Annotated in this window: 16 protein-coding genes; 13 read left to right on the forward strand and 3 right to left on the reverse strand. The window is 50.2% G+C overall.

The features are described 5' to 3' along the window. Positions 1-272 precede the first annotated feature (272 nt). On the reverse strand, positions 273-1,571 hold the full coding sequence (gene melA, locus RCO25_RS24620) for an alpha-glucosidase/alpha-galactosidase (protein ID WP_308998755.1): 1,299 nt from the start codon (positions 1,569-1,571) through the stop codon (positions 273-275). A 149-nt stretch (positions 1,572-1,720) separates the two neighbouring features. Here melA and RCO25_RS24625 point away from each other — a divergent pair, with 149 nt between their 5' ends. Then, positions 1,721-2,578, forward strand: coding sequence for an AraC family transcriptional regulator (locus RCO25_RS24625; RefSeq protein ID WP_308998756.1), 858 nt, complete (start codon positions 1,721-1,723; stop codon positions 2,576-2,578). 938 nt (positions 2,579-3,516) lie between these two features. Here RCO25_RS24625 and RCO25_RS24630 read toward each other — a convergent pair. Then, on the reverse strand, positions 3,517-4,530 hold the full coding sequence (locus RCO25_RS24630; protein ID WP_308998757.1) for a LacI family DNA-binding transcriptional regulator: 1,014 nt from the start codon (positions 4,528-4,530) through the stop codon (positions 3,517-3,519). A 126-nt stretch (positions 4,531-4,656) separates the two neighbouring features. Here RCO25_RS24630 and RCO25_RS24635 point away from each other — a divergent pair, with 126 nt between their 5' ends. From RCO25_RS24635 to RCO25_RS24685, 11 genes are all read left to right on the forward strand, one after another. Continuing rightward, on the forward strand, positions 4,657-6,447 hold the full coding sequence (locus RCO25_RS24635) for an L-fucose isomerase (RefSeq protein ID WP_308998758.1): 1,791 nt from the start codon (positions 4,657-4,659) through the stop codon (positions 6,445-6,447). A 15-nt stretch (positions 6,448-6,462) separates the two neighbouring features. Beyond that, entirely contained in the window at positions 6,463-7,122 is a 660-nt protein-coding gene (locus RCO25_RS24640; protein ID WP_308998759.1) for a class II aldolase/adducin family protein, read from the forward strand. 38 nt (positions 7,123-7,160) lie between these two features. Beyond that, entirely contained in the window at positions 7,161-8,663 is a 1,503-nt protein-coding gene (locus RCO25_RS24645) for a rhamnulokinase (RefSeq protein ID WP_308998760.1), read from the forward strand. Between the two features lie 51 nt (positions 8,664-8,714). After that, positions 8,715-9,149 carry an L-fucose mutarotase gene (gene fucU / locus RCO25_RS24650; protein WP_308998761.1) on the forward strand — a complete coding sequence of 145 codons (435 nt, stop codon included), beginning with the start codon at positions 8,715-8,717 and terminating at the stop codon, positions 9,147-9,149. 282 nt (positions 9,150-9,431) lie between these two features. Beyond that, complete coding sequence (locus RCO25_RS24655; RefSeq protein WP_308998762.1) at positions 9,432-10,409, forward strand: substrate-binding domain-containing protein; 978 nt, start codon at positions 9,432-9,434, stop codon at positions 10,407-10,409. Continuing rightward, positions 10,406-11,857: a sensor histidine kinase gene (locus RCO25_RS24660; RefSeq protein WP_308998763.1), complete on the forward strand. Its 1,452-nt coding sequence runs from the start codon at positions 10,406-10,408 to the stop codon at positions 11,855-11,857. The genes RCO25_RS24655 and RCO25_RS24660 overlap by 4 nt, the downstream gene beginning before the upstream one ends. Beyond that, positions 11,850-12,311 (forward strand): response regulator, encoded by a 462-nt coding sequence (locus RCO25_RS24665; protein ID WP_308998764.1) that lies wholly within the window; start codon positions 11,850-11,852, stop codon positions 12,309-12,311. Before RCO25_RS24660 ends, RCO25_RS24665 begins: the two co-directional genes overlap by 8 nt. Continuing rightward, positions 12,265-13,383, forward strand: a complete 1,119-nt coding sequence (locus RCO25_RS24670) for a helix-turn-helix domain-containing protein (RefSeq protein WP_308998765.1) — start codon at positions 12,265-12,267, stop codon at positions 13,381-13,383. The genes RCO25_RS24665 and RCO25_RS24670 overlap by 47 nt, the downstream gene beginning before the upstream one ends. Positions 13,384-13,523: 140 nt before the next feature. Continuing rightward, positions 13,524-14,621, forward strand: coding sequence for a D-xylose ABC transporter substrate-binding protein (gene xylF / locus RCO25_RS24675; RefSeq protein WP_308998766.1), 1,098 nt, complete (start codon positions 13,524-13,526; stop codon positions 14,619-14,621). Positions 14,622-14,707: 86 nt separating this feature from the next. After that, on the forward strand, positions 14,708-16,231 hold the full coding sequence (locus RCO25_RS24680) for a xylose ABC transporter ATP-binding protein (RefSeq protein WP_308998767.1): 1,524 nt from the start codon (positions 14,708-14,710) through the stop codon (positions 16,229-16,231). Positions 16,232-16,233: 2 nt separating this feature from the next. Next, positions 16,234-17,406: a sugar ABC transporter permease gene (locus RCO25_RS24685; RefSeq protein WP_308998808.1), complete on the forward strand. Its 1,173-nt coding sequence runs from the start codon at positions 16,234-16,236 to the stop codon at positions 17,404-17,406. A 19-nt stretch (positions 17,407-17,425) separates the two neighbouring features. Here the strand turns inward: RCO25_RS24685 and RCO25_RS24690 are convergent, their stop codons facing one another. Then, entirely contained in the window at positions 17,426-18,292 is an 867-nt protein-coding gene (locus RCO25_RS24690; protein WP_308998768.1) for a helix-turn-helix transcriptional regulator, read from the reverse strand. A 189-nt stretch (positions 18,293-18,481) separates the two neighbouring features. On the opposite strand from RCO25_RS24690, the gene RCO25_RS24695 reads away from it, so the two are divergent. Continuing rightward, positions 18,482-20,371, forward strand: coding sequence for a beta-L-arabinofuranosidase domain-containing protein (locus RCO25_RS24695; RefSeq protein WP_308998769.1), 1,890 nt, complete (start codon positions 18,482-18,484; stop codon positions 20,369-20,371). Positions 20,372-20,415 lie beyond the last annotated feature (44 nt).

A 20,415-nucleotide genomic window follows, 5' to 3' on the forward strand; every position in this document is an offset into this window, starting at 1 on the left:
TCACAATCACTATACCAAACCGAAGCGGTGTTTTCTATTTTGCAAGAGATTAATATTTTCTTGGTTTAGCTATACTTATCAAGGGTTTAAAGCCAATTTCGCTCTGCGAAGTTTGAGTTACAAATTAAAAACAGCCGTTCCCAAGCAAATGATTGCTTGGGAACGGCTGTTTATTTTAATATATAAGAATTTATATGTTTTCACATATAAATGTGCTTATATATCTCCGCTAAACGAGCTTTGCCGCCAAGGGCGGTGTCAGCCGTCTACGCTTATTTATAGCTAGGCAGCCAGCTGCCGTGCGCTTCGATGAGATCATCGCAAAGGGAGACGATATCATCCATAGAGAGTTCGGCAGAGGTATGAGGATCCAGAAGCGCTGCGTGATAAATATGATCGCGTTTGCCTGTAATGGCAGCTTCGATCGTGAGCAGCTGCGTATTAATGTTTGTGCGGTTTAATGCAGCCAGCTGCGGCGGCAGGTCGCCTACATAAGTAGGCGTGACGCCGTTAGCATCTACGAGGCACGGCACTTCAACACAGGCTTCCTTCGGCAGGTTAGTAATCAAGCCCGTATTCATCACATTGCCGCCGATTTTGAACGGATTGTTCGTTTCAATGGCTTCAAGAATATAGGAAGCATATTCATGGCTGCGGCAGTGCTCGAGATTGCTGTCGGTTACGAGCGAGTCGCGCATTGATTTCCAGCCTTCGATTTGATTCACGCAGCGGCGCGGATATTCATCGAGCGGGATATTGAAGCGTTCAATAAGCTCCGGATAATTGCGTTTAATGAAATACGGATGATATTCCGCGTTGTGCTCTGAGGATTCGGTTATATAGTAGCCGAATTTGAGCATGAGCTCATAGCGGACCATATCATGATGCTTTTCCTTTTGCTTCTCAGCGGCGCGCCGTTTGATTTCCGGATAAAGATCGACGCCGTCTTTGCTCGCTTCAAGCAGCCACGCCATATGGTTGATGCCTGCGATTTTGTATTTAACGCCAGTTGGATCGAGATCCAAATGTTCGAATAAATGCGGAACGCAAACCTGCACGCTATGGCATAACCCGACTGTTTTTACGCCGCCGTAGGTGTTCATCACATTGGTTAGAACAGCCATCGGATTGGTGTAATTGAGGAATAAGGCATCCGGGCAAACCTCGTTAATATCGCGGGCGAAATCGAGCATAACGGGAATGGTGCGAAGATTGCGGAAAATACCGCCGATGCCTACGGTATCCGCTATCGTTTGGCGCAAGCCGTATTTTTTGGGGATTTCAAAATCGGTAATCGTACAAGGATCGTAGCCGCCTACTTGAATGGCATTTACAATGTATTTGGCTCCTCGAAGCGCTTCTTTCCGATCGGAGTAAGCTTTAATCTGACAAGTGCTTCCGCTTGTTTTTTGGATATTGAGCAGCATCTGCTCGGAATCATGGAGACGCTCCCCATCAATATCAAATAAAGCGATTTCAAAGCCTTGAAGGGCAGGTGTCTGCATGACATCACCAAGGATATTTTTGGCGAAAACGGTGCTTCCTGCTCCGATAAAAGTAATTTTGGACATTTGACAATGGCCTCCTATTAAGTGAATGCTGGACTCCTTTAGTATAAAGAGGCTATCTATAAATGGATATGGAAGGAAGGGAGGTTTATATGGAGAAATGTAGCATCATTTAGTAAAATGAGTAGAGCTAGTTTAATGGAGGTGCAGCCATGGAAACACATCAGAGTTTCTCGCTCAGTTTAAATAGAGCTCCGCTTAAGGGAGAAATGTCTGTCTTATTCAGCGGAAAAGGAAGACCGGTTGGCGGCCATTTTATTGGACCAGCCGTTCATGATTACTTTTTAATTCATATCGTTTTGGACGGGGAGGGGACCTTCGAGACGTTGGGAAAAGCATATCCATGCAAGGCTGGCGATGCTTTCGTCATTTTCCCGGATATATTGGTTAAATATGAAGCAAGCATAAGCTGCCCTTGGTCGTATATGTGGGTGGCCTTCTCGGGCGAGATCGTAGAGTCGGCGCTCAGCTCGATCGGCATTACGCCTGATTTTTCAGTCATTAAGGGCTGTTCATTGCCTGCCATGCAAAAGCTGTTCAGAAGCATTAGAAAAAGCATGGAGAAAACGAATGTCCCTGCCCTTGGAAATATGGAGGCATCGGGCTGGCTCAGGCTACTGCTGCATGAGCTTGGAAGCATGTATCCTACTGGAAACAGCGCAGGGAGCACTCCGGAGTCTCATTCGTACCGTCAAATTGACCAAGCCGTCCGTCTGATGTCTCTCCAGTACGGACAGCAGCTGTCCATAGAAGGAATCGCTCGAACGCTCGGCTATCACCGCGCTCATCTGACTAGACTTTTCAAAGAGGCGACGGGCCTCCCGCCGATGCAGTTTTTATATAAAGTACGGATGAAGAAAGCGGAGGAGCTGCTGGAGGGGGAGCTAACGATCGCCCAAATTGCGGCTTCCGTAGGCTACAATGATCCATTGTTTTTTACGAAACAATTCCACAAATGGAGCGGCCAATCGCCTACGGATTTTCGCAGAGCGCTCCGCAGAAAAGAGTAGGTGCGGCGCTGCAGCTGCAACTGCAGCGCTGAAGCTGCATCACAGTGGCTCGGCCGGTGAGCTACAATGTACTTTATACACTGTATCTTCACCCTAACGTGCTTTTGCTCAGCTACAGTGTACTTTGTACAGCAGAAATGATCATTACTAGCTCGGAAACGGTGTTAGCGGGAGAAACTGCTGTACTTTCTGCAATGGAGCTCCACAGTTGAGTAGCTATGTTAGGTTTCTGCTGTACTTTCTGCAACGTAGGCAAGATGCTGCTCGATACTTGAAGAGTAGGTGCGGCGCTGCAGCGAAATCACGGTGGAGCAGCCATAGAGCGAGTTACAATGCACTTTATACAATGTACCTTTACCCAAACGTGCTTTTGCTCAGCTACAGTGTACTTTGTACAGCAGAAATGAGCATTACTAGCTCGGAAACGGTATTAGCGGGAGAAACTGCTGTACTTTCTGCAATGTAGCTCCACAGTTGAGTAGCTATGTTAGGTTTCTGCTGTATTTTCTGCAATGTAGGCCAACACCTCAACACCTCAACACCTCAACACCTCAACACCTCAACACCTCAACACCTCAACACCTCAACACCTCAACACCTCAACACCTCAACACCTCAACACCTCAACACCTCAACACCTCAAGGAACAATTCGTTGAAGCGACCCTAAACAAACAAGTGTGTACCAGCGGGCTGTTAATCTTTAGGTCGAGGCACGAGTCTGCATCGCACCGTCCCTTCATGCCCGTTACCTTGGCTTACTTTGCATCTTCCTCCATACTTTTTTCCTGATGCCCGGTCCTGTGCATCATCGTGGCGGTTTAAGCAAAGCCGCTGCTCACACCTCGAGGCTGCAAATCCCAAACAAAAAGACTGCTTACTTAGCCGGAATTGGCTGTAATAAGCAGTCTCTTTTTGGTTGACGGCAGTGAGCGTCGGCTAGGGTAAAGCTTTCACAGACCTGCGGATGATGAGATCGGCGGGTAGGACGATTTTTTTCCATGGCAGGACGGTTTCTCGCTCCTGAATGCGTTCAACTAGCATTTGCATGCCCATATAGCCAAATTGATAGGCCTGCTGGGCAGCAACGGTCAGGAACGGCTCTACCTCCGAATAAGGACCTAAATCGTCAAAGCAAACGATAGACATTTCATCCGGCACACTGATGCCGCGCTCGCGAAGCAGCCGCAACATTTCGACGGCAAGCACATTGTTCCCCGCAACGATTGCGGTTGGAGGCGGGTCTAACTGATCCAGCCATTGCCCCATTTCCGTCAAATCGCTCAAGGGACCGAAGCTGGTCTCGAAAACATACCTGTCGTCATATTTTAGATCATTGAGCTTCATGCCTTCTTGGTAGCCTTGCAGCCGCAGCCTTGCGCTGGAGATCGAAGGCGAGCCGTTTACAATCGCGATGCTGCGATGGCCTTTCGTAGCGAGATGCTCGACGAGTCTTTTTGCGCCGTCTTTGCTGTCACCCAGTACGATATCGCATTCGATGCCTGGAACCTCCCGATCGAGGAGCACGAACGGAACCTTATGCTTCCGCAGTGTTTCCAAATGGGGGAGCGACGGATCGCCGGCAGGAGCGACAAGGACCCCATCCACGCGCGTGGTCAAAATAGTCGTCACGTAATCGGATTCTTTCTCGATACTTTCATCACTATTACCAAACAACAGGCGGTAACCAGAGCGCTTTGCAGCATCTTCGGCACCTCGGGCAAGCGTGGTGTAAAACGGGTTCATAATATCGGTTATGAGCAGAAAGAGCAGCTTTGTTTGCTGGAGTACGAGGCTTCGGGCCGTCTGATTAGGCACATAACCAAGCTCCTCCATGACACGCTTTACCTTCGCTCTTGTTTTCTCGCTTATTTTGCCAGTGTTATTGATAACTCTGGAGACGGTCATAGCGGATACGCTTGCTTTAGCCGCTACATCATAAATCGTTACCATATTTTTGTCCCCTTATCGATAAATCATAGTTTCTATCATACAAAAAAATCATTGTTGACAGCAAGCCTTAATCTTGTTATTTTGAGGTTATCGATAACATTATTATAACCAAATGGAGGTTTTATTATGACGGATACAAGCACTCGTTTTCAAGCAGGATTTCCCAAAATCGGCATACGTCCGACGATCGACGGCAGACGGAAAGGCGTTCGCGAATCGTTAGAGGAGCAAACAATGAACATGGCAATCGCAACGGCAAAGCTGTTATCGGAGCATTTGCGGTATCCAAACGGCGAGCCAGTCGAGTGCGTAATCGCTGATTCTTGTATCGGCGGGGTGTCCGAGGCTGCGGCTTGCGCTGATAAATTTGTCAAATCCGGAGTAGGGGTATCGATAACGGTAACGCCTTGCTGGTGCTATGGCACTGAAACGATGGATATGGACCCATCCATTCCAAAAGCGGTATGGGGCTTTAACGGTACGGAACGTCCAGGAGCTGTATATCTGGCTGCGGTATTGTCGGGTTATGCTCAAAAAGGTCTTCCTGCTTTCGGTATTTACGGCGAGCATGTACAAGACTCAGGCGATACATCCATTCCGTTTGATGTGAAAGATAAGCTAATCGGCTTCGCAAAAGCGGGTCTTGCAGTTGCTTACATGCGCGGCAAATCCTACTTGTCGATGGGCTCGGTCTCCATGGGGATTGCCGGATCGATCGTTAACGATGCGTTTTTCCAGGAGTACTTGGGCATGCGTACGGAATATATCGACATGACTGAATTCGTTCGTCGTATGGAAGAAGGCATCTTTGATGGCGAGGAGTTCGAGAAAGCGCTTACGTGGGTAAAGGAAAACTGCATTGAGGGTCCGGACAACAATCCAGCTCATCTTCAAACCTCAAGAGAGCAGAAGAATGCGGACTGGGAAACGGTTGTGAAAATGACCCAAATTGCGCGTGACCTCATGGTCGGCAATCCAAGACTTGCCGAGCTTGGCTTCGGAGAGGAAGCGGGCGGCCATAACGCGATCGTTGCGGGTTTCCAAGGCCAGCGGCAATGGACGGATTATTTTCCAAACGGCGATTTCATGGAAACGCTTCTTAACTCCTCTTACGATTGGAACGGTATCCGCGCGCCTTACATGGTGGCGACGGAAAATGACAGCTTGAACGGCGTGGTGATGCTGTTTGGTTACTTGCTGACGAATACGGCTCAAATTTTCGCTGACGTCCGTACCTACTGGAGCCCGGAATCGGTCGAGCGCGTAACAGGCCACAAGCTGGCTGGCGCAGCGGAAAACGGAATTCTTCATTTGATTAATTCAGGCTCTGCGACGATGGACGGAACAGGCGAGCAAACGAAGGATGGCCAGCCGGCGATGAAGCCTTTCTGGGACATTTCCGAGGATGAAGCGCAAAAATGCCTCAATGCTACGTCGTGGCGTCCGGCTTCCGTCGAATACTTCCGCGGCGGCGGTTATTCATCGGATTACTTGACGCGCGGCGGCATGCCGATGACGATGTCCCGAATCAACCTAGTCAAAGGAATCGGTCCTGTTCTTCAAATCGCCGAAGGTTATTCGGTTGATTTGCCGCAGGATGTGCATGAAACGTTGGACAACCGTACGGACCCTACATGGCCGACGACTTGGTTTGCTCCAACGCTGACAGGCGAGGGCGCATTTCACTCCGTCTATGAAGTAATGGACAATTGGGGCGCGAATCACGGCTCCATAAGCTACGGACATATTGGAGCAGACTTGATTACGCTCGCTTCGATGCTTCGGATTCCGGTCAATATGCATAACGTTCCGGAAGAGCGCATTTTCCGTCCTAGAGCATGGGGATTGTTCGGAACCGCTAATGCGGAGAGCTCGGATTACCGCGCATGCCAAAATTTCGGTCCCATTTATAAATAAATTGGAGGTTTTACAATGAGCAGCACGGACATTCGCAACGAGCTTTGCAAATATGCGCGTAAAACGGTTACGAACAAACTGGTCGTCGGACCTGGCGGGAACATCAGCGCTAAATTCGAGGGTAAAATGTACCTTTCTCCAAGCGGTTTCGCGCTTGATGAGGTTGAACCGCATCAATGGGTAGAGGTGGATATCGAAACAGGGGAAATTACGGATATCGGTCTGCGTCCGTCCTCCGAGGTGCTGATGCATCTTTATGCTTACCGGGCTAATCCGGATATCGGTGCGATCGTCCATACGCATCCGCCGTATTGCATCGCTTTTACGCTGGTGGAACAGGAGCTTCCTATCATGTTCCCTGACCAAGCGGCGCTGGTTGGCAAAACGGTTTATGTTCCTTATGTACTGCCTACTACCGATAAGCTGGCCGATGCTTATGTGGCCAAAGTAAACGAAGCGAGCTCGGTGCTTCTCGGCAACCACGGCCTTGTTACTTCGGGACGCAATTTGCGCGAGGCTTATTACCGCACGGAGGTTGTGGAGGAGAGCACCAAAATCTACATGATTGCCAAGGCGATCCGTGAGCCAAAGGTGCTGACGAAGGAAGAATTTGAAGAGATCGCATCTCTCGAGAGCGAAGCGTACCGCATTGAATTGCTGCAAAAGATGAAATAAGCGGGCTTCAGGAGCCTTTAGGAAGGGAGGAGCGGAGCATGACGAAGCTTGCGACGGTGCTCGCTTTTGACCTTGGCGCCAGCAGCGGCAGGGCATTAATCGGCGAGCTGGTGCCGGATGAGGCAAGCGGGCAAAAACAGCTGAAGGTAACGGAGATCCATCGCTTTCCTAATCAGCCGGTCGCCGTTCAGGGGCATTTGCACTGGGATATCCTGCGCCTGCTGCAGGAGCTGAAAACGGGCATCCGCAAAGCGTTTCAGCTAGGCTACGCGCCCCAAACGTTCGGCATTGACACATGGGGCGTGGATTTCGGTCTGCTCGACGCAAATGGGGAACTGCTAGGAAATCCCTATCATTACCGCGATTCGCAGACGGAGGGAATCGTAGAGGAGCTTGATGCTCTGATAGGCAATGACCGTTTGTACGAGCAAGGTGGCCTGCAGTTTATGCCTTTTAATACGGTGAATCAGCTGTATGCCATGAAAAAGGCGGGATCGCCAAAGCTTGCAGCGGCCAGCACGCTGCTGCTAACGCCGGATTTGCTCGCTTATTTTCTGACAGGGGAGAAAATTTGCGAGTTTACGATGGCGACGACTACCCAGCTTTACCAGCCTAAGGAACAGCAGTGGAACAAGGCTTTAATGGAACAGCTTGGTATTCCAAGCAAGCTGTTTCTCGAGCCGACTCATCCTGGCACGCGGTTTGGCCGTTTAACCGATGAAGTTTGCGCGGAGCTGGATGTTCCGCCGATTGAAGCGGTCGCGGTTGGGACCCATGATACCGAATCCGCGGCTGCAGCCGTTCCCGCAAGCGGCGAGTCTTCGTTTGCCTATCTTGTGTGCGGCACTTGGTCGCTCCTCGGGACGGAGCTTGCGAGTCCGCTTGTCACCCCGGAGGCGCGAGCACTCGATTTCTCCAACGAGGGGGGAGTCGGCGGAACCTACCAGCTCCTAAAAAACATAATGGGGCTGTGGATTTTGCAGGAGTGCAAGCGGGAATGGGATGAGCAAGGCGAGCATGTATCCTTCGCCGAAATTGTCGCGCAGGCTGAAGCCGCAGAGCCTTTTCGGAGCTTTATAAATCCCGATGACGCTGCCTTTTATGCGCCATCGGGCATGATTGGCCGCATTCAAGCCTATTGCCAGGCAACCTCGCAGCCGGTCCCACAGTCAGTGGGAGAAATTGCACGGTGTATTCTGGAGAGCCTCGCGCTTAGGTATCGTCAGGCGCTTATTCAAATGGAGGCTTTGACGGAGCAGGCGTACCGCGGCTTGCATATGGTAGGCGGCGGTATTCAGAATGAACTGCTCTGCCGGTTGACCGCTGCTGCGATTGGCCGCCCCGTTTGGACAGGGCCCGTTGAAGCAAGCGCTGTAGGGAATATGCTGATGCAGCTTGTCGCGCTAGGCGAGTACAGTGGTCTAGAGGATGCGCGCCGCGTGGTGGCTGCCTCATTTCCGATTACTGAATATGCCCCGGTGCAATCGAATGATTGGAATCAAGCGTTTGAAATTTTTGAGCGCTTGCGTCCGGAAAAATAAAAGCATTTGATCAAACCGACAAAGTTGGTTTGCTGAAAGGAAGATCCTCCTATGCTGATAGGCATATCGAAACTGATTTCGCCCGAACTGCTTAAGGTGCTTAGCGAGATGGGACACAGCGACGAGATTGTTTTAGCGGATGCCAACTTTCCGGGGGCCAGCCACGCACAAAGGCTGATCCGAGTGGACGGTCATCCCATTCCCGAGCTGCTGGACGGTATATTAAGGCTGTTTCCGCTTGATCAGTATGTGGAAAAGCCAGCCGCACTAATGCAGGTCATGCCCGGAGATACGGTACAAACGCCCATCTGGGAGCAGTATCGCACCATAATTGAACAGCGCACAGGTTTGGCGGAGCCATTTGAGCAGGTAGAACGCTTCGCCTTTTATGAACGGGCGAAAAAGGCCTACGCTGTTATTGCAACAGGAGAGAGCGCGCTTTACGCCAACTTGATTTTGAAGAAGGGCGTTATTAAAGACAGTTAGTCAGGTTTGCGAATTTAGGTATATAAGCAAGGAGCTGCCGCCGCGGTTTATTATCCGGGGGCAGCTTTTTTTTGTTCGCATCTGCTTGCATACGTCAGCACCGGGCAAACCGGCGATTTGGCAGCCATGCTTCTGTAATGCACAGGCTGCTCGCGACTTGGCGCAGACTCGAATAGGATCATAAATACTGCCCGTAGACAGCGAGCGAAGCATTGATTATGATTTGAATATGAAAACGCTATCATAAATTATTCCTATTTTGTTGGCAGGAGGCAAAAGGGCTTGCGCAAATCAATTATCATTAGTTTATTTGCAGGCTGTTTAGTGATTTTATTTTTTACGCTGACCTCGATGATTAAGGTTTTCTCCTCCGATTTGAATGAGCCCGTCATGATGGCTGAGCAGCATAACAGCTATAGGCTCGTCCTCATTACGCAAGAGCTGGACACCCCTTTTTGGGCAAAGGTGGAGCGTGGCGCGAGGAAAGCGGCCGATGAGTACGGAGCGAGCATGGAGGTATGGGGCACATATGGCTCAAACCGGGATGATTTTCTGAAAAATATGGAGGTTGCGATCGCCTCCAAGGTAGACGGAATCATCGTACAGGGGCTGGATACGGACGAGTTTAAGTATTTAACGAAGGTTAAGGCAGCGGGCAGCGGAATCCCGATTATCACCGTGGCCAATGACGTTCCAATGAACGAGAGCTTGCGCCGGACTTACGTGGGCTCCAATCATTTGGAGGCCGGCAGCATGATCGCGCGGCAGCTTGTGTCGGATATGGGTTTTGCAGGACAGGTTGTGCTGATGGTTTCGGATCGCCAGGAAGATTTTCAACGCTCCCGTTTGACGGGAATCCTCGATGTGCTGAGGCCATACACCAAGATTGAGACCAAAATTGTAGCAGCAGGCGATTCGCGCGAGGAAGTGGCGGACGCAACGAACCAACTGCTAAATGAAGAGCCGGATGCGGATGCGTTCATTGCCGTTTCGGCAAAGCATGCGGGGTCTATCATACAGGAAATTAGCAAACGGATGCAGGTGGATGAATTTTATATTTATTCCTTCGACGATTCGCCGGAGACGCTAACACTGATGCAGCAAGGCCAGATCGATGCCTTGATTGCGCAATCCCCGGAGACAATGGGCGAGGAAAGCGTCACTCATATGATTAAGTGGCTGACCGGCGAGCAGGTTCCGCTGAACCCGGACGGTTATTTTACGGATATACGGGTATTAAGGGCGGAGGATGCGCAGTGAACAGCATTCAGCGAAAAATTTTGACGATGTCGATTATCATTTTGTTTATTATGGTGACCATTTGGATGGTGCTTACTTACTATAATCAGAAAACGCAGGAGCAGTACAACGAAATATTGCAGCGTTATTTAAGGATGAATGATGTGACGGATCACAGCCGCCAAACGATTATTTCGTTAAACGATTATTTGCAGAAGCCGTCGGCGCTAAAACTGGATAAGCTTAATCAGAACAAGGAAAGCATGATGATGGCAAAGCTGCAAACGGTGAGCCTGCGAAATAAGGATAATGCTTTTACACTAGCAAGCTATATTAATATGATTGACAGCTTGGTGGCCTCGGCTGATCTGTCGGTCATGTTTCTGGAGCAAGGCAGCGCGGAGCAATCGGCCGAGAAATTCGAGGAAGCTGCCCGTATCGACAAGTATATCGCCGAGACTACGATTACGCTGATTGATAAAGAAGTGAGAACCTACGATGCCTTCTACCGCGGAATTATTGAGCAGAGTTCGGAGTTGAAGCGGCTCGGCATATGGCTGCTCTCCTTAATTACGATAATAATGCTTCTATTTACCTACTGGTTCTCGCTCAGCATAACAAAACCGATCCAGAAGCTGACGATTGCCGCCAAGGAGCTGTCGCGGGGACGCTTCGATAAGCAAATAGAGATATACTCCAACGACGAAATTTCCTTCCTCGCCAAGACATTTGACCGCATGCGCGTGAATATCAACAATCTCATCTCCGAGATCCAACAGAAGGCACAGCTCGAGAGCGAGCTGCAGCAGAGCAAGCTGCTCCTTAAGGAAAGTCAGCTGATCAGCCTGCAAAGCCAAATCAACCCACATTTCTTGTTTAACACCCTAGATACCCTTTCCAAAAAAGCATACCTGGACGGCTCGGAGGAAACGAGTGATCTTATTGCAAATGTAGCAGGCTTGCTGCGATATAATCTCCGCCGCTTGGATCGTTCCGTTACGCTCGCGGAAGAGCTTTCTGTCGCAATGAAATATATAGAAATTCAAAGCGCCCGGTTTACGGATCGGCTCCGGTTTTTGCAGGAGGTGGACGAGCGCTGTCTATCGGCATGCCTTCCGTGCCTAACCCTTCAGCCGATCATCGAGAATGCGGTCATACATGCTGTCGAGCCGCTGGAGGACGGCGGTACCATTATCCTTCGCATTTATGAGAAGGAGAGCCGCGTCATGATCGAAATAGAGGATGACGGCGCCGGCATGTCAGCCGAGAAGGCAAATCATATTTTGACAGAAGGCGGCAATGCAGATGGAACCGGATACTCCACGGGCATCGGCTTCAGCAACGTTATCAAACGGCTTCGGCTGTTTGTTGGCGAGGATGATGTGATCGATATCATTAGCGCGCAGGATTGCGGCACTAAGGTGACCGTCAAAATACCAATGACAGGGAGCGCAGTAAAACATGCTTAAACTATTAATCGTAGATGATGAACAGATAGAGCGGGAAGGGCTGCAGGCTATTTTGAACAAAGGTTTTCCTTCCTGCCAATTCGAGCAGGCGCGCAATGGAGCCAGAGCGATCGAGACGGCTGCCGAATGGCAGCCTGATCTCGTACTAATGGATGTCAAGATGCCAGGCATTAATGGTTTAGAGGCGATCGAGAGAATTTCAGCACTGCTGCCCATGACCAAATTTATTATGGTGACGGCTTACGATACATTCGATTATGCGAGGCAAGCGATTAGGCTGGGTGTGAAGGACTATTTGCTTAAACCTAGCAAAGCGAGTGAAATCATCAGCATTATTGGTAAGGTGATCGAGGAAATCCGCCTGGAAAAAATCATGATCGCACAGCAGCAGGAGGAGAAATCTGAAGATGATGCCTCTCGTGGAATCCGATGTGGTCACGCAGCTTCTATTTGACCGTGTTCATGATGTCCATCTCAGCGATATGCTCCAGCTTCTTGGCGGAGAGCTGACAAGCGAGGCGTTTATTATGCTGGTCCTGCTGCCTGGCGATTCGCACAAGGAAACGATGTACAACGCGATTAAAGGCAAGGTACACCTCTCGGAAAGCGGTTGGGTAGGTGCGATGACCGGGAGGCAAATCCCGATTATTGTATTCCGTGAAGAAAGAAGATCGTATCGTTCTCAAGCGAATTCGCTTGTCCAGCAGCTTCTTATGCTCCGGCAGCGAGAATCGAGCGGGGATTTATGCATCGGAATAGGAAGGCCGTATGCGGGACTAGAAAATGTGAAGCTTTCATACCAAGAAGCGCTTCTGGCATCTGCGCAAATGGAGCAGCCTGCGAGGCATCGTTTTTACGGGGAGTCAGAGACCGGAATCCCGATTACAAACGGCAAACAGGACAAAGAATCCGAAAAACAATTTATAGAAAATATACGGCAGGGAAAGTGGGAGACGGTAAGAGAGGCGGTCATGTCGCTGCTGGACAGGCATGATCAGCATCAAACCCCGCTTCCGCATTCGGCACAGGACGTGCTAGAGCGATTATGGATTATAACCCGCGTTGCGGAGGAGATGGGGATTGAGGTTGAGAAACCGCTGTTTTCCTTTCAAGTCACGCAGCACGAGCAGCTTAGAGCCGAAACGGACGGGTTATTGAGCAAACTCATCGCCTGTATCGTAGCGTATCAAAGCAGCGTGCAGCCGGATGCTGCCCGGCAGATGAAACAGTACATCATGGAAAATTCGGATAAGGATATTACGCTTGAAGGCATGGCGCAGCGAATCGGACTAAGCCCTTTTTATATGAGTAAAATGTTCAAGGACCATGAAGGGATCAATTATATTGATTTTCTGACGGAATGCAGAATCGAGAAAGCGAAGAAGCTGATGGCTGACCCGGAGCGCAGCTTAAAAGAAATTACGTTCGAGATCGGCTATAACGATCCGAATTATTTCAGCAAGGTATTCAAAAAGGTGTGCGGCGCATCACCGTCCGATTACCGTAAAACGATTTTTGGACACTGAAATCGAATACCGCCTGCTGCCTTAAAAAAGTACAGACGATGGCAAAAGAGTACTGGAAGAACAGCGCTCTCGTCTTCCAGACGCGTGCTATATTTGAAAATGTAAGCAGTTACATTTCGAAGAATGAGGGAGCGAAGAAAATGGGGAAAAGGTTTACAAGAGGCGGGGCTGTATCGTTTGTATTAGCTTTGGTGCTCGTTTTGACGGCTTGCTCAGGGGGAAACGGCAACGGGAATGAAGTCGCGCAGTCGAACAACAAAGAAACGACGGCCGAGGCAAACGACGCTAAAGCTGGCGATGACAAGTTAGTCATCGGCTTCTCTCTCGATACGCTGCAGGAAGAACGCTGGCAGCGCGACCGTGATTTGTTCATCGCCGCGGCCGAGGCGCTTGGAGCAGAGGTTGAGGTGCAGGCAGCCAACAGCGATGATGCGAAACAAATCTCGCAAGCAGAAAACCTCATCAGCCAAGGTGTTGATGTGTTGGTCGTGGTCCCACATAATGCGGAAGCAACAGCTGCCATCGTAAAGAAGGCCCATGCTGCCGGCATTAAAGTAATCGCTTACGATCGATTGATTAAAAATTCGGATTTGGATTTGTACATTTCCTTCGACAATGAGAAGGTTGGCGAAATGCAAGCGGAGGCTATCGTTAAGCTCGCGCCAAAAGGCAAATTCGTTTACATCGGCGGCTCCGAAACGGATAACAATGCGCATTTATTCAAGAAAGGCGCCTTTAATATTTTGCAGCCGCTTATCGACAGCGGCGACATTGAGGTTGTGTTTGACCAATGGACCAAGGATTGGAATCCGGCAAATGCGCTGGCGAATATGGAAAATGCTCTTACCGCGAACGATAACAAAATCGATGCGGTTGTAGCTGCCAATGACGGTACCGCAGGCGGTGTCATTCAAGCGCTTGCCGCGCAAGGGCTATCCGGAAAAATACCGGTATCCGGCCAGGATGCCGAGCTCGCGGCAGCGCAGCGGATCGTGGAAGGCACGCAAACCATGACGGTATATAAACCGATTAAGGATTTGTCTGAAAAAGCGGCTGAGCTGGCGGTGAAGATGGCCAAAGGCGAGGAAGTCGGCGCTGACAAAACGGTCAACAACGGGAAAATCGATGTCCCATCCGTTCTGCTTGATCCTAAAGCGGTAGATAAAACAAACATTGACGCTACGGTTATCGCAGACGGCTTCCATTCCAAGGAAGATGTATACAAAAACGTGAAATAGAAGCAATTGAGCTTAGTGGGGGGAAGAAGCGATGGGGTGCCATGACGCTCTTCCCCTTTACGTTTGTCCACGGAGGTGTTCTTGAGATGACGGCGGCATTAGAGATGCGCAATATTACGAAGCAATTTCCAGGCGTCAAGGCGCTGAACAACGTTACTTTTTCAGTGAAACAGGGCGAGGTGCATGCGCTGTGCGGCGAAAACGGAGCCGGTAAATCAACTTTGATGAAGGTACTAAGCGGACTATACCCGCATGGTTCCTATGAAGGTCAAATTCTAATAAACGGTGAAGAAAGGCGCTTTGCGAAAATCAAGGATGCAGAAGAGGCTGGCATCGCCATCATCTATCAGGAGCTTGCTCTGGTCAAGGATTTGTCCATCGGCGAGAATTTGTTCCTTGGCAAGGAACCGGCTGTGTTCGGCATTATTAACTGGGAGCGCGTATTCAAGGAGAGCGAAAGATGGCTAAAGGAGGTCGGTCTGGATGACGTTAACCCAGAGCAATTAATCGGAGAGCTTGGCATCGGCAAGCAGCAGCAGATCGAAATTGCCAAGGCGCTGTCCAAGAAAGCGAATATTCTCATCTTAGACGAGCCGACCGCCGCTTTGACAGAGCAAGAGGTTGATATTTTGCTCCAAATCCTGCAAGAGTTCAAGAAACGCGGCGTCACCTGCATTTATATTTCTCATAAGCTTAACGAGGTTTTTGCGGTGGCCGACACGGTCACGGTGCTTCGTGATGGTCAGTCTGTGGGGACTTATAACATTTCAGACATCAACGAGGACAAGGTGATCTCGCTTATGGTCGGACGGGAGCTCAAGGAGCGATTCCCGCGGATGGAAGCAAATCCGGGCGACGTGGTGCTGAGGGTGAAGGATTATACGGTTATGAATCCGGAACGGCAGGGCAAGAAGGTGATCGATAATCTCAGCTTTGAGGTACGCAAAGGGGAAATACTAGGCATTGCCGGTTTGATGGGAGCGGGACGTACGGAGCTGGTGATGAGCTTATTCGGCTCGTATTCAGGTCAAAGCTATGGCACGGTCGAAATGGAAGGTAAGCCGGTGAAGCTCAAAAATACGCAGCAAGCGATAAAAGCAGGCTTTGCGCTCGTATCGGAAGACCGGAAAAAATACGGACTGGTGCTTGGAATGGATGTAAAGAGCAAAGTGAGCCTTGCAAGTCTTGGAGCGGTTTCCTTAAGCGGCATCCTTCGCCATAATGAGGAAATCGCGGCAGGCAATCAATATTTACGATCTCTTCGCGTAAAAGCAAATTCGGTCGAGACGATAGTCGGCACCTTAAGCGGCGGCAATCAACAGAAGGTAGTCCTTGGAAAATGGTTGATGACTGCTCCAAAGCTCCTTATTTTGGATGAGCCGACCCGGGGGATTGATGTCGGTGCCAAATTTGAAATTTATACGATAATGAACGACCTCATCAGACAGGGCGTATCCATCATTATGGTCTCGTCCGAGCTTCCGGAGCTGCTTGGGATGAGTCACCGTATTATTGTCATTGCCGAAGGTAGACAAACCGGGGAGTTTATGGCGGAAGAGGCAACACAAGAGCTGATTATGACCGCCGCAACGGGAGGAAAAGGAAGATGAGCATGAATCAAGAAACCGTACTCAGTCCAAGCAAAACGAAACAGCGTCCGAATTGGTTCAAATTCGATGCGCGCGCGTATACGATGATTGGAGCATTAATATCCATATGGATATTGTTTTCATTGCTGCACGAGCGGTTTTTGTCGCCGACGAATATTTCAAATTTATTTTTGCAAATGTCGGTAACGTCCATTTTGGCGATTGGAATGGTCCTTGTCATCGTTGCGGGCCAAATTGACTTGTCGGTTGGGTCGCTGGTCGGTTTGACGGGCGGGATCGCTGCGATTCTTAATGTCTGGTACGAGTGGAATACGATACCGGTTATTCTGGCTACGCTGGCCATTGGCGCTGCTATCGGATTTATACAGGGGTGGATTATTGCGTACCGGGCGGTGCCGGCTTTTATCGTTACCTTGGGCGGCATGCTTATCTTCCGCGGCATTTTGTTCGGAACGACCGGAAGCGTGACGATCGCGCCGCTTACGCCTTCCATGAAAGCGATCGGGCAATCGTATGTAGGGGATCTCATCGGATGGATCTTCGGTATTGCGGCTTTGGCGGTTGCGGGGTATATGGTTATGCGCAAGCGGGCGGCAAGGGCAAAGTTCGGGTTCGACGTTGAGCCGTTTGCGGTAAGCATTCTTCGTTTAGGCGTTATTGGCGCCCTTGTCATCGGCTTTGTTTATTTAATGAACAGTTATAAGGGAATCCCGGTACCTTTCGTTATGGTCATTGTTCTTTCGCTCATTTTTACCTTCATTGCGAAAAATACGACGTTTGGCCGCCAGGTCTACGCGATTGGCGGCAATCCGGAAGCGGCGCGGTTATCCGGAATCAACATTAAGAGGCGCATCCTGCTTGTGTTCGTGCTATGCAATACATTAGCGGCGATTGCCGCGCTCGTACTGACGGCGCGATTGAATGCAGCAACGATGAGTGCCGGTCAAAACTATGAGCTAGACGCCATCGCAGCGTGTGTAATTGGCGGCACGAGCTTGATGGGGGGCACCGGCACTATTGCGGGAGCCATCATCGGTGCGCTCGTTATGGCTAGCTTGGATAACGGTATGAGCCTGATGAATCTTGAATCTTTTTGGCAGTATATCGTTAAAGGTGGTATCCTGATCCTTGCTGTTTACGTCGATATTTATACACGGCAGCGGAAGAAGGTCTAGCTTGAGGGTGGTTACTGCTTTATTCCGGTTTCTTGCTGCGGTACTGCATCCGAAACGCTTTTGGCTTGGTATTCGCGTGCTTGGTAAAGCAACGGACGAAATAGGGAAAGGAGCCAAAGCCCGTGTCCTCGGCTATTTTGCCAACCGGCTCATCCGTATGGATGAGAAGACGCTTGGCCTGTTCGATCCGATGGCTTGTTAAATATTCGAGGGGAGTGCAGCCGAACGTTTTTTTCATGCAAATGGCAATATAGTTGGGGTGAAAATGGAGCTCCTCCGCCATCTGCTTATATTTGAGCGGGTCTTGATAATGCCTGCGCAGGTACAAAGCTGCGGCTTCGGCAATTTGCAGCTGCGGACTGTCGGAAGCGGCTCCGCTTTCCTCCAGAAGCTGCTGAAGCAGCTCGTGAAAAAGCTGCTGCTGCTTCCAGCGCGAATGAGCGGAGGGCTGCTCGCGCAGCCGGTGCAGCTCACGCATTTGGGCCTCAATGGCTTGTGGCGATTGCAGGGACCGGTGCCTTGGAAGATGAAACGGAAAATAATCAATATGAGCATAGGGCTGACTCTGTCTTGCTAATGCAAAAGGAAGTTTCTCTTGCGATTCGCTCCATTCTCCAACAGTCTGAAAGTGAAGCCAGTAAAAATGGGTTTCCTCGCTGCACGGCATCGTTGATCGGTGGGACCGGTCGGGACGCAAAATCGCGAATTGACCGGCCGAAATATGGAGCGGTATTTCTTCCTCCTCCATATATAAACAGCCCCTAGTGACGAATATGAGATCGAAGACACCGATGCGGGAACGATCGGCATGCTTGCCTTGAACAGGGTAGGTATCTTCGCCCCCATCAATGTAATGAGGCATAGGCGGACAAATGAATTGGAACATTCCCCTTCGCTCCTTGCTGCAAACTATTGGAATAATCATAAGTGATTATGGTTTTATGCGCAAAGCTATCGATGAAGTTTGATGTTGTGATTAGATAAAAAGTAGTTGGGATTAGCTATCCAAGAAAGCCCTTTCCGCATGTTATAGTCGGGTAGTAAACATTTCGGCAAAGGGAGTGAAGAATGAAGCATGAGTAAATTACACGAAGCATTTAAAGCGCTGCCGTTAGGGAGCATTAAGGCTGAAGGCTGGCTGTACAATCAGCTTCGGATACAAGCAGACGGATTAACAGGCCATTTGGAGGAGCACTGGGAAGACGTGGGGCCTAATAATGGCTGGATCGGCGGAAATGGCGAGAGCTGGGAGCGCGGGCCTTATTATGTGGACGGGCTGCTGCCGCTAGCCTATATACTGGGTGATGAGAAGCTTATTGCCAAAGCGAACCGATGGGTAGAGTGGTCGCTCGCAAGCCAACAGGAAAACGGTTCATTTGGTCCAGCTCGCATCGAAACGGTAAACAATGACGTCGATAAGCAGCATGACTGGTGGCATTTCATGATTATGCTGAAGGTGATGATGCAGTTTGAAGAGGCGACAGGAGACGAACGGATTGTCCCGTTTCTGAGCAAGTTCTTTGGATATGTACGCGCTACAATTGAAGAAATACCGCTGCGCGGGTGGGCGGAGTCGCGCGGATCAGAAATGCTGCTATGTATTCTGTGGGTGTACAAAAAAACGGGTGACAATGAGCTGCTGAAGCTGGCCGACATCGTTGCGGGCCAAACATTAGATTGGACGGATATCTTTCATGATTTCCCTTTCTGGCGTAAAGTTGAACAATGGGATTGGCGGACTCATGTCGTCAATGTGGCAATGGGAATCAAAACGCCCGGCATACTTTATGAATTATTCGGAGAAGAGCATCAGCGCGATGCGGTCCATCGCGGAATCGACAGCCTGATGACTTATCACGGGCAGGCGCATGGCATGTTCTCCGGCGATGAATGGTTATCAGGTACGCATCCGAGCCAAGGCGTCGAGCTTTGCGCGGTGGTGGAGTACATGTATTCCATGGAACAGTTGACCCGGATTTTTGGCGAAGGGCGTTTCGGTGATATTTTGGAAAAGGTGGCATTCAATGCGCTGCCGGCAACGATATCCAAGGACTGGACCTCTCATCAATATGATCAGCAGGTGAACCAAATGATGTGCAACGTAGCACCAAGAAATTGGAGTAACGGCGCAGACGCGAATTTGTTTGGCTTAGAGCCTAACTTTGGCTGCTGTACGGCAAATATGCATCAAGGCTGGCCGAAGCTGGTTTCACATCTATGGATGACGGATGCAAGCGGCGGCCTGGCTGCTGTATCTTATGCGCCTTGCCATGTAAAAACGTATGTTGCTGGCGGGGAAGCAATCGAGGTTCGCGTAAGCGGTGAGTATCCGTTTCGGGATTCGGTTGCGATTGAGCTTAGCTTGGATCGGGCTGCGACGTTTGGCATTTCACTGCGAGTGCCGGAGTGGTGTGCGGAGCCTAGCTTGCTTGTGAACGGCGAACGGGTCGTGCTGGAGCCGGTTAAAGGATATGCAAAAATTGAGCGCGAATGGAATAGCGGCGATAAGCTGCTGCTCCAGCTGCCGATGGAGGTTCGGACCGTTTCCCGCAATCTATACGCGATAAGCGTTGAACGCGGACCGCTTGTGTATGCTTTGTCAATCGCGGAAAATTGGCAGCTGCTGCGTGAGCGCGAAAGGTTCCATGATTGGGAGGTTTATCCGGCTTCTGCATGGAAATACGGTTTGCTGGCCGATACGGACTTCGAGGTTACCGTGAGCAGCGAAGCCATTCCTTATCAGCCCTTCGAAGCTTCCGCCGCACCGGTTCGCCTGAAAGCGAGAGGCAAGCTGGTGAGCGACTGGCGAATGGAAGGCAATAATGCAGGAACGCCGCCGCTCAACCCGAATACGGAGGGGCAGCCTACGAAGGAGCTTGAGCTGGTCCCTTACGGAAGCGCAAAGCTGCGCATCGGCGAATTCCCGCTGCTTGGACAGCGAAAGCCGGTTGCAAGGCATCCGTAAGAAGCCGTCAACCTTGTATGATTAAAGCAAAAGACTCCTTAGAG

The sequence above is a fragment of the Paenibacillus sp. LHD-38 genome (genome assembly GCF_031157315.1).
In the GTDB taxonomy this organism is placed as follows: domain Bacteria; phylum Bacillota; class Bacilli; order Paenibacillales; family Paenibacillaceae; genus Pristimantibacillus.

Coding starts and splice junctions, on each gene's coding strand:
- RCO25_RS24635 (WP_308998758.1), top strand. CDS start 4,657: ATGACGGATACAAGCACTCGTTTTCAAGCAGGATTTCCCAAAATCGGC.
- RCO25_RS24670 (WP_308998765.1), top strand. CDS start 12,265: ATGATGCCTCTCGTGGAATCCGATGTGGTCACGCAGCTTCTATTTGAC.
- xylF (WP_308998766.1), top strand. CDS start 13,524: ATGGGGAAAAGGTTTACAAGAGGCGGGGCTGTATCGTTTGTATTAGCT.
- RCO25_RS24640 (WP_308998759.1), top strand. CDS start 6,463: ATGAGCAGCACGGACATTCGCAACGAGCTTTGCAAATATGCGCGTAAA.
- RCO25_RS24695 (WP_308998769.1), top strand. CDS start 18,482: ATGAGTAAATTACACGAAGCATTTAAAGCGCTGCCGTTAGGGAGCATT.
- RCO25_RS24665 (WP_308998764.1), top strand. CDS start 11,850: ATGCTTAAACTATTAATCGTAGATGATGAACAGATAGAGCGGGAAGGG.
- RCO25_RS24625 (WP_308998756.1), top strand. CDS start 1,721: ATGGAAACACATCAGAGTTTCTCGCTCAGTTTAAATAGAGCTCCGCTT.
- melA (WP_308998755.1), bottom strand. CDS start 1,571: ATGTCCAAAATTACTTTTATCGGAGCAGGAAGCACCGTTTTCGCCAAA.
- RCO25_RS24685 (WP_308998808.1), top strand. CDS start 16,234: ATGAATCAAGAAACCGTACTCAGTCCAAGCAAAACGAAACAGCGTCCG.
- RCO25_RS24680 (WP_308998767.1), top strand. CDS start 14,708: ATGACGGCGGCATTAGAGATGCGCAATATTACGAAGCAATTTCCAGGC.
- fucU (WP_308998761.1), top strand. CDS start 8,715: ATGCTGATAGGCATATCGAAACTGATTTCGCCCGAACTGCTTAAGGTG.
- RCO25_RS24645 (WP_308998760.1), top strand. CDS start 7,161: ATGACGAAGCTTGCGACGGTGCTCGCTTTTGACCTTGGCGCCAGCAGC.
- RCO25_RS24690 (WP_308998768.1), bottom strand. CDS start 18,292: ATGTTCCAATTCATTTGTCCGCCTATGCCTCATTACATTGATGGGGGC.
- RCO25_RS24630 (WP_308998757.1), bottom strand. CDS start 4,530: ATGGTAACGATTTATGATGTAGCGGCTAAAGCAAGCGTATCCGCTATG.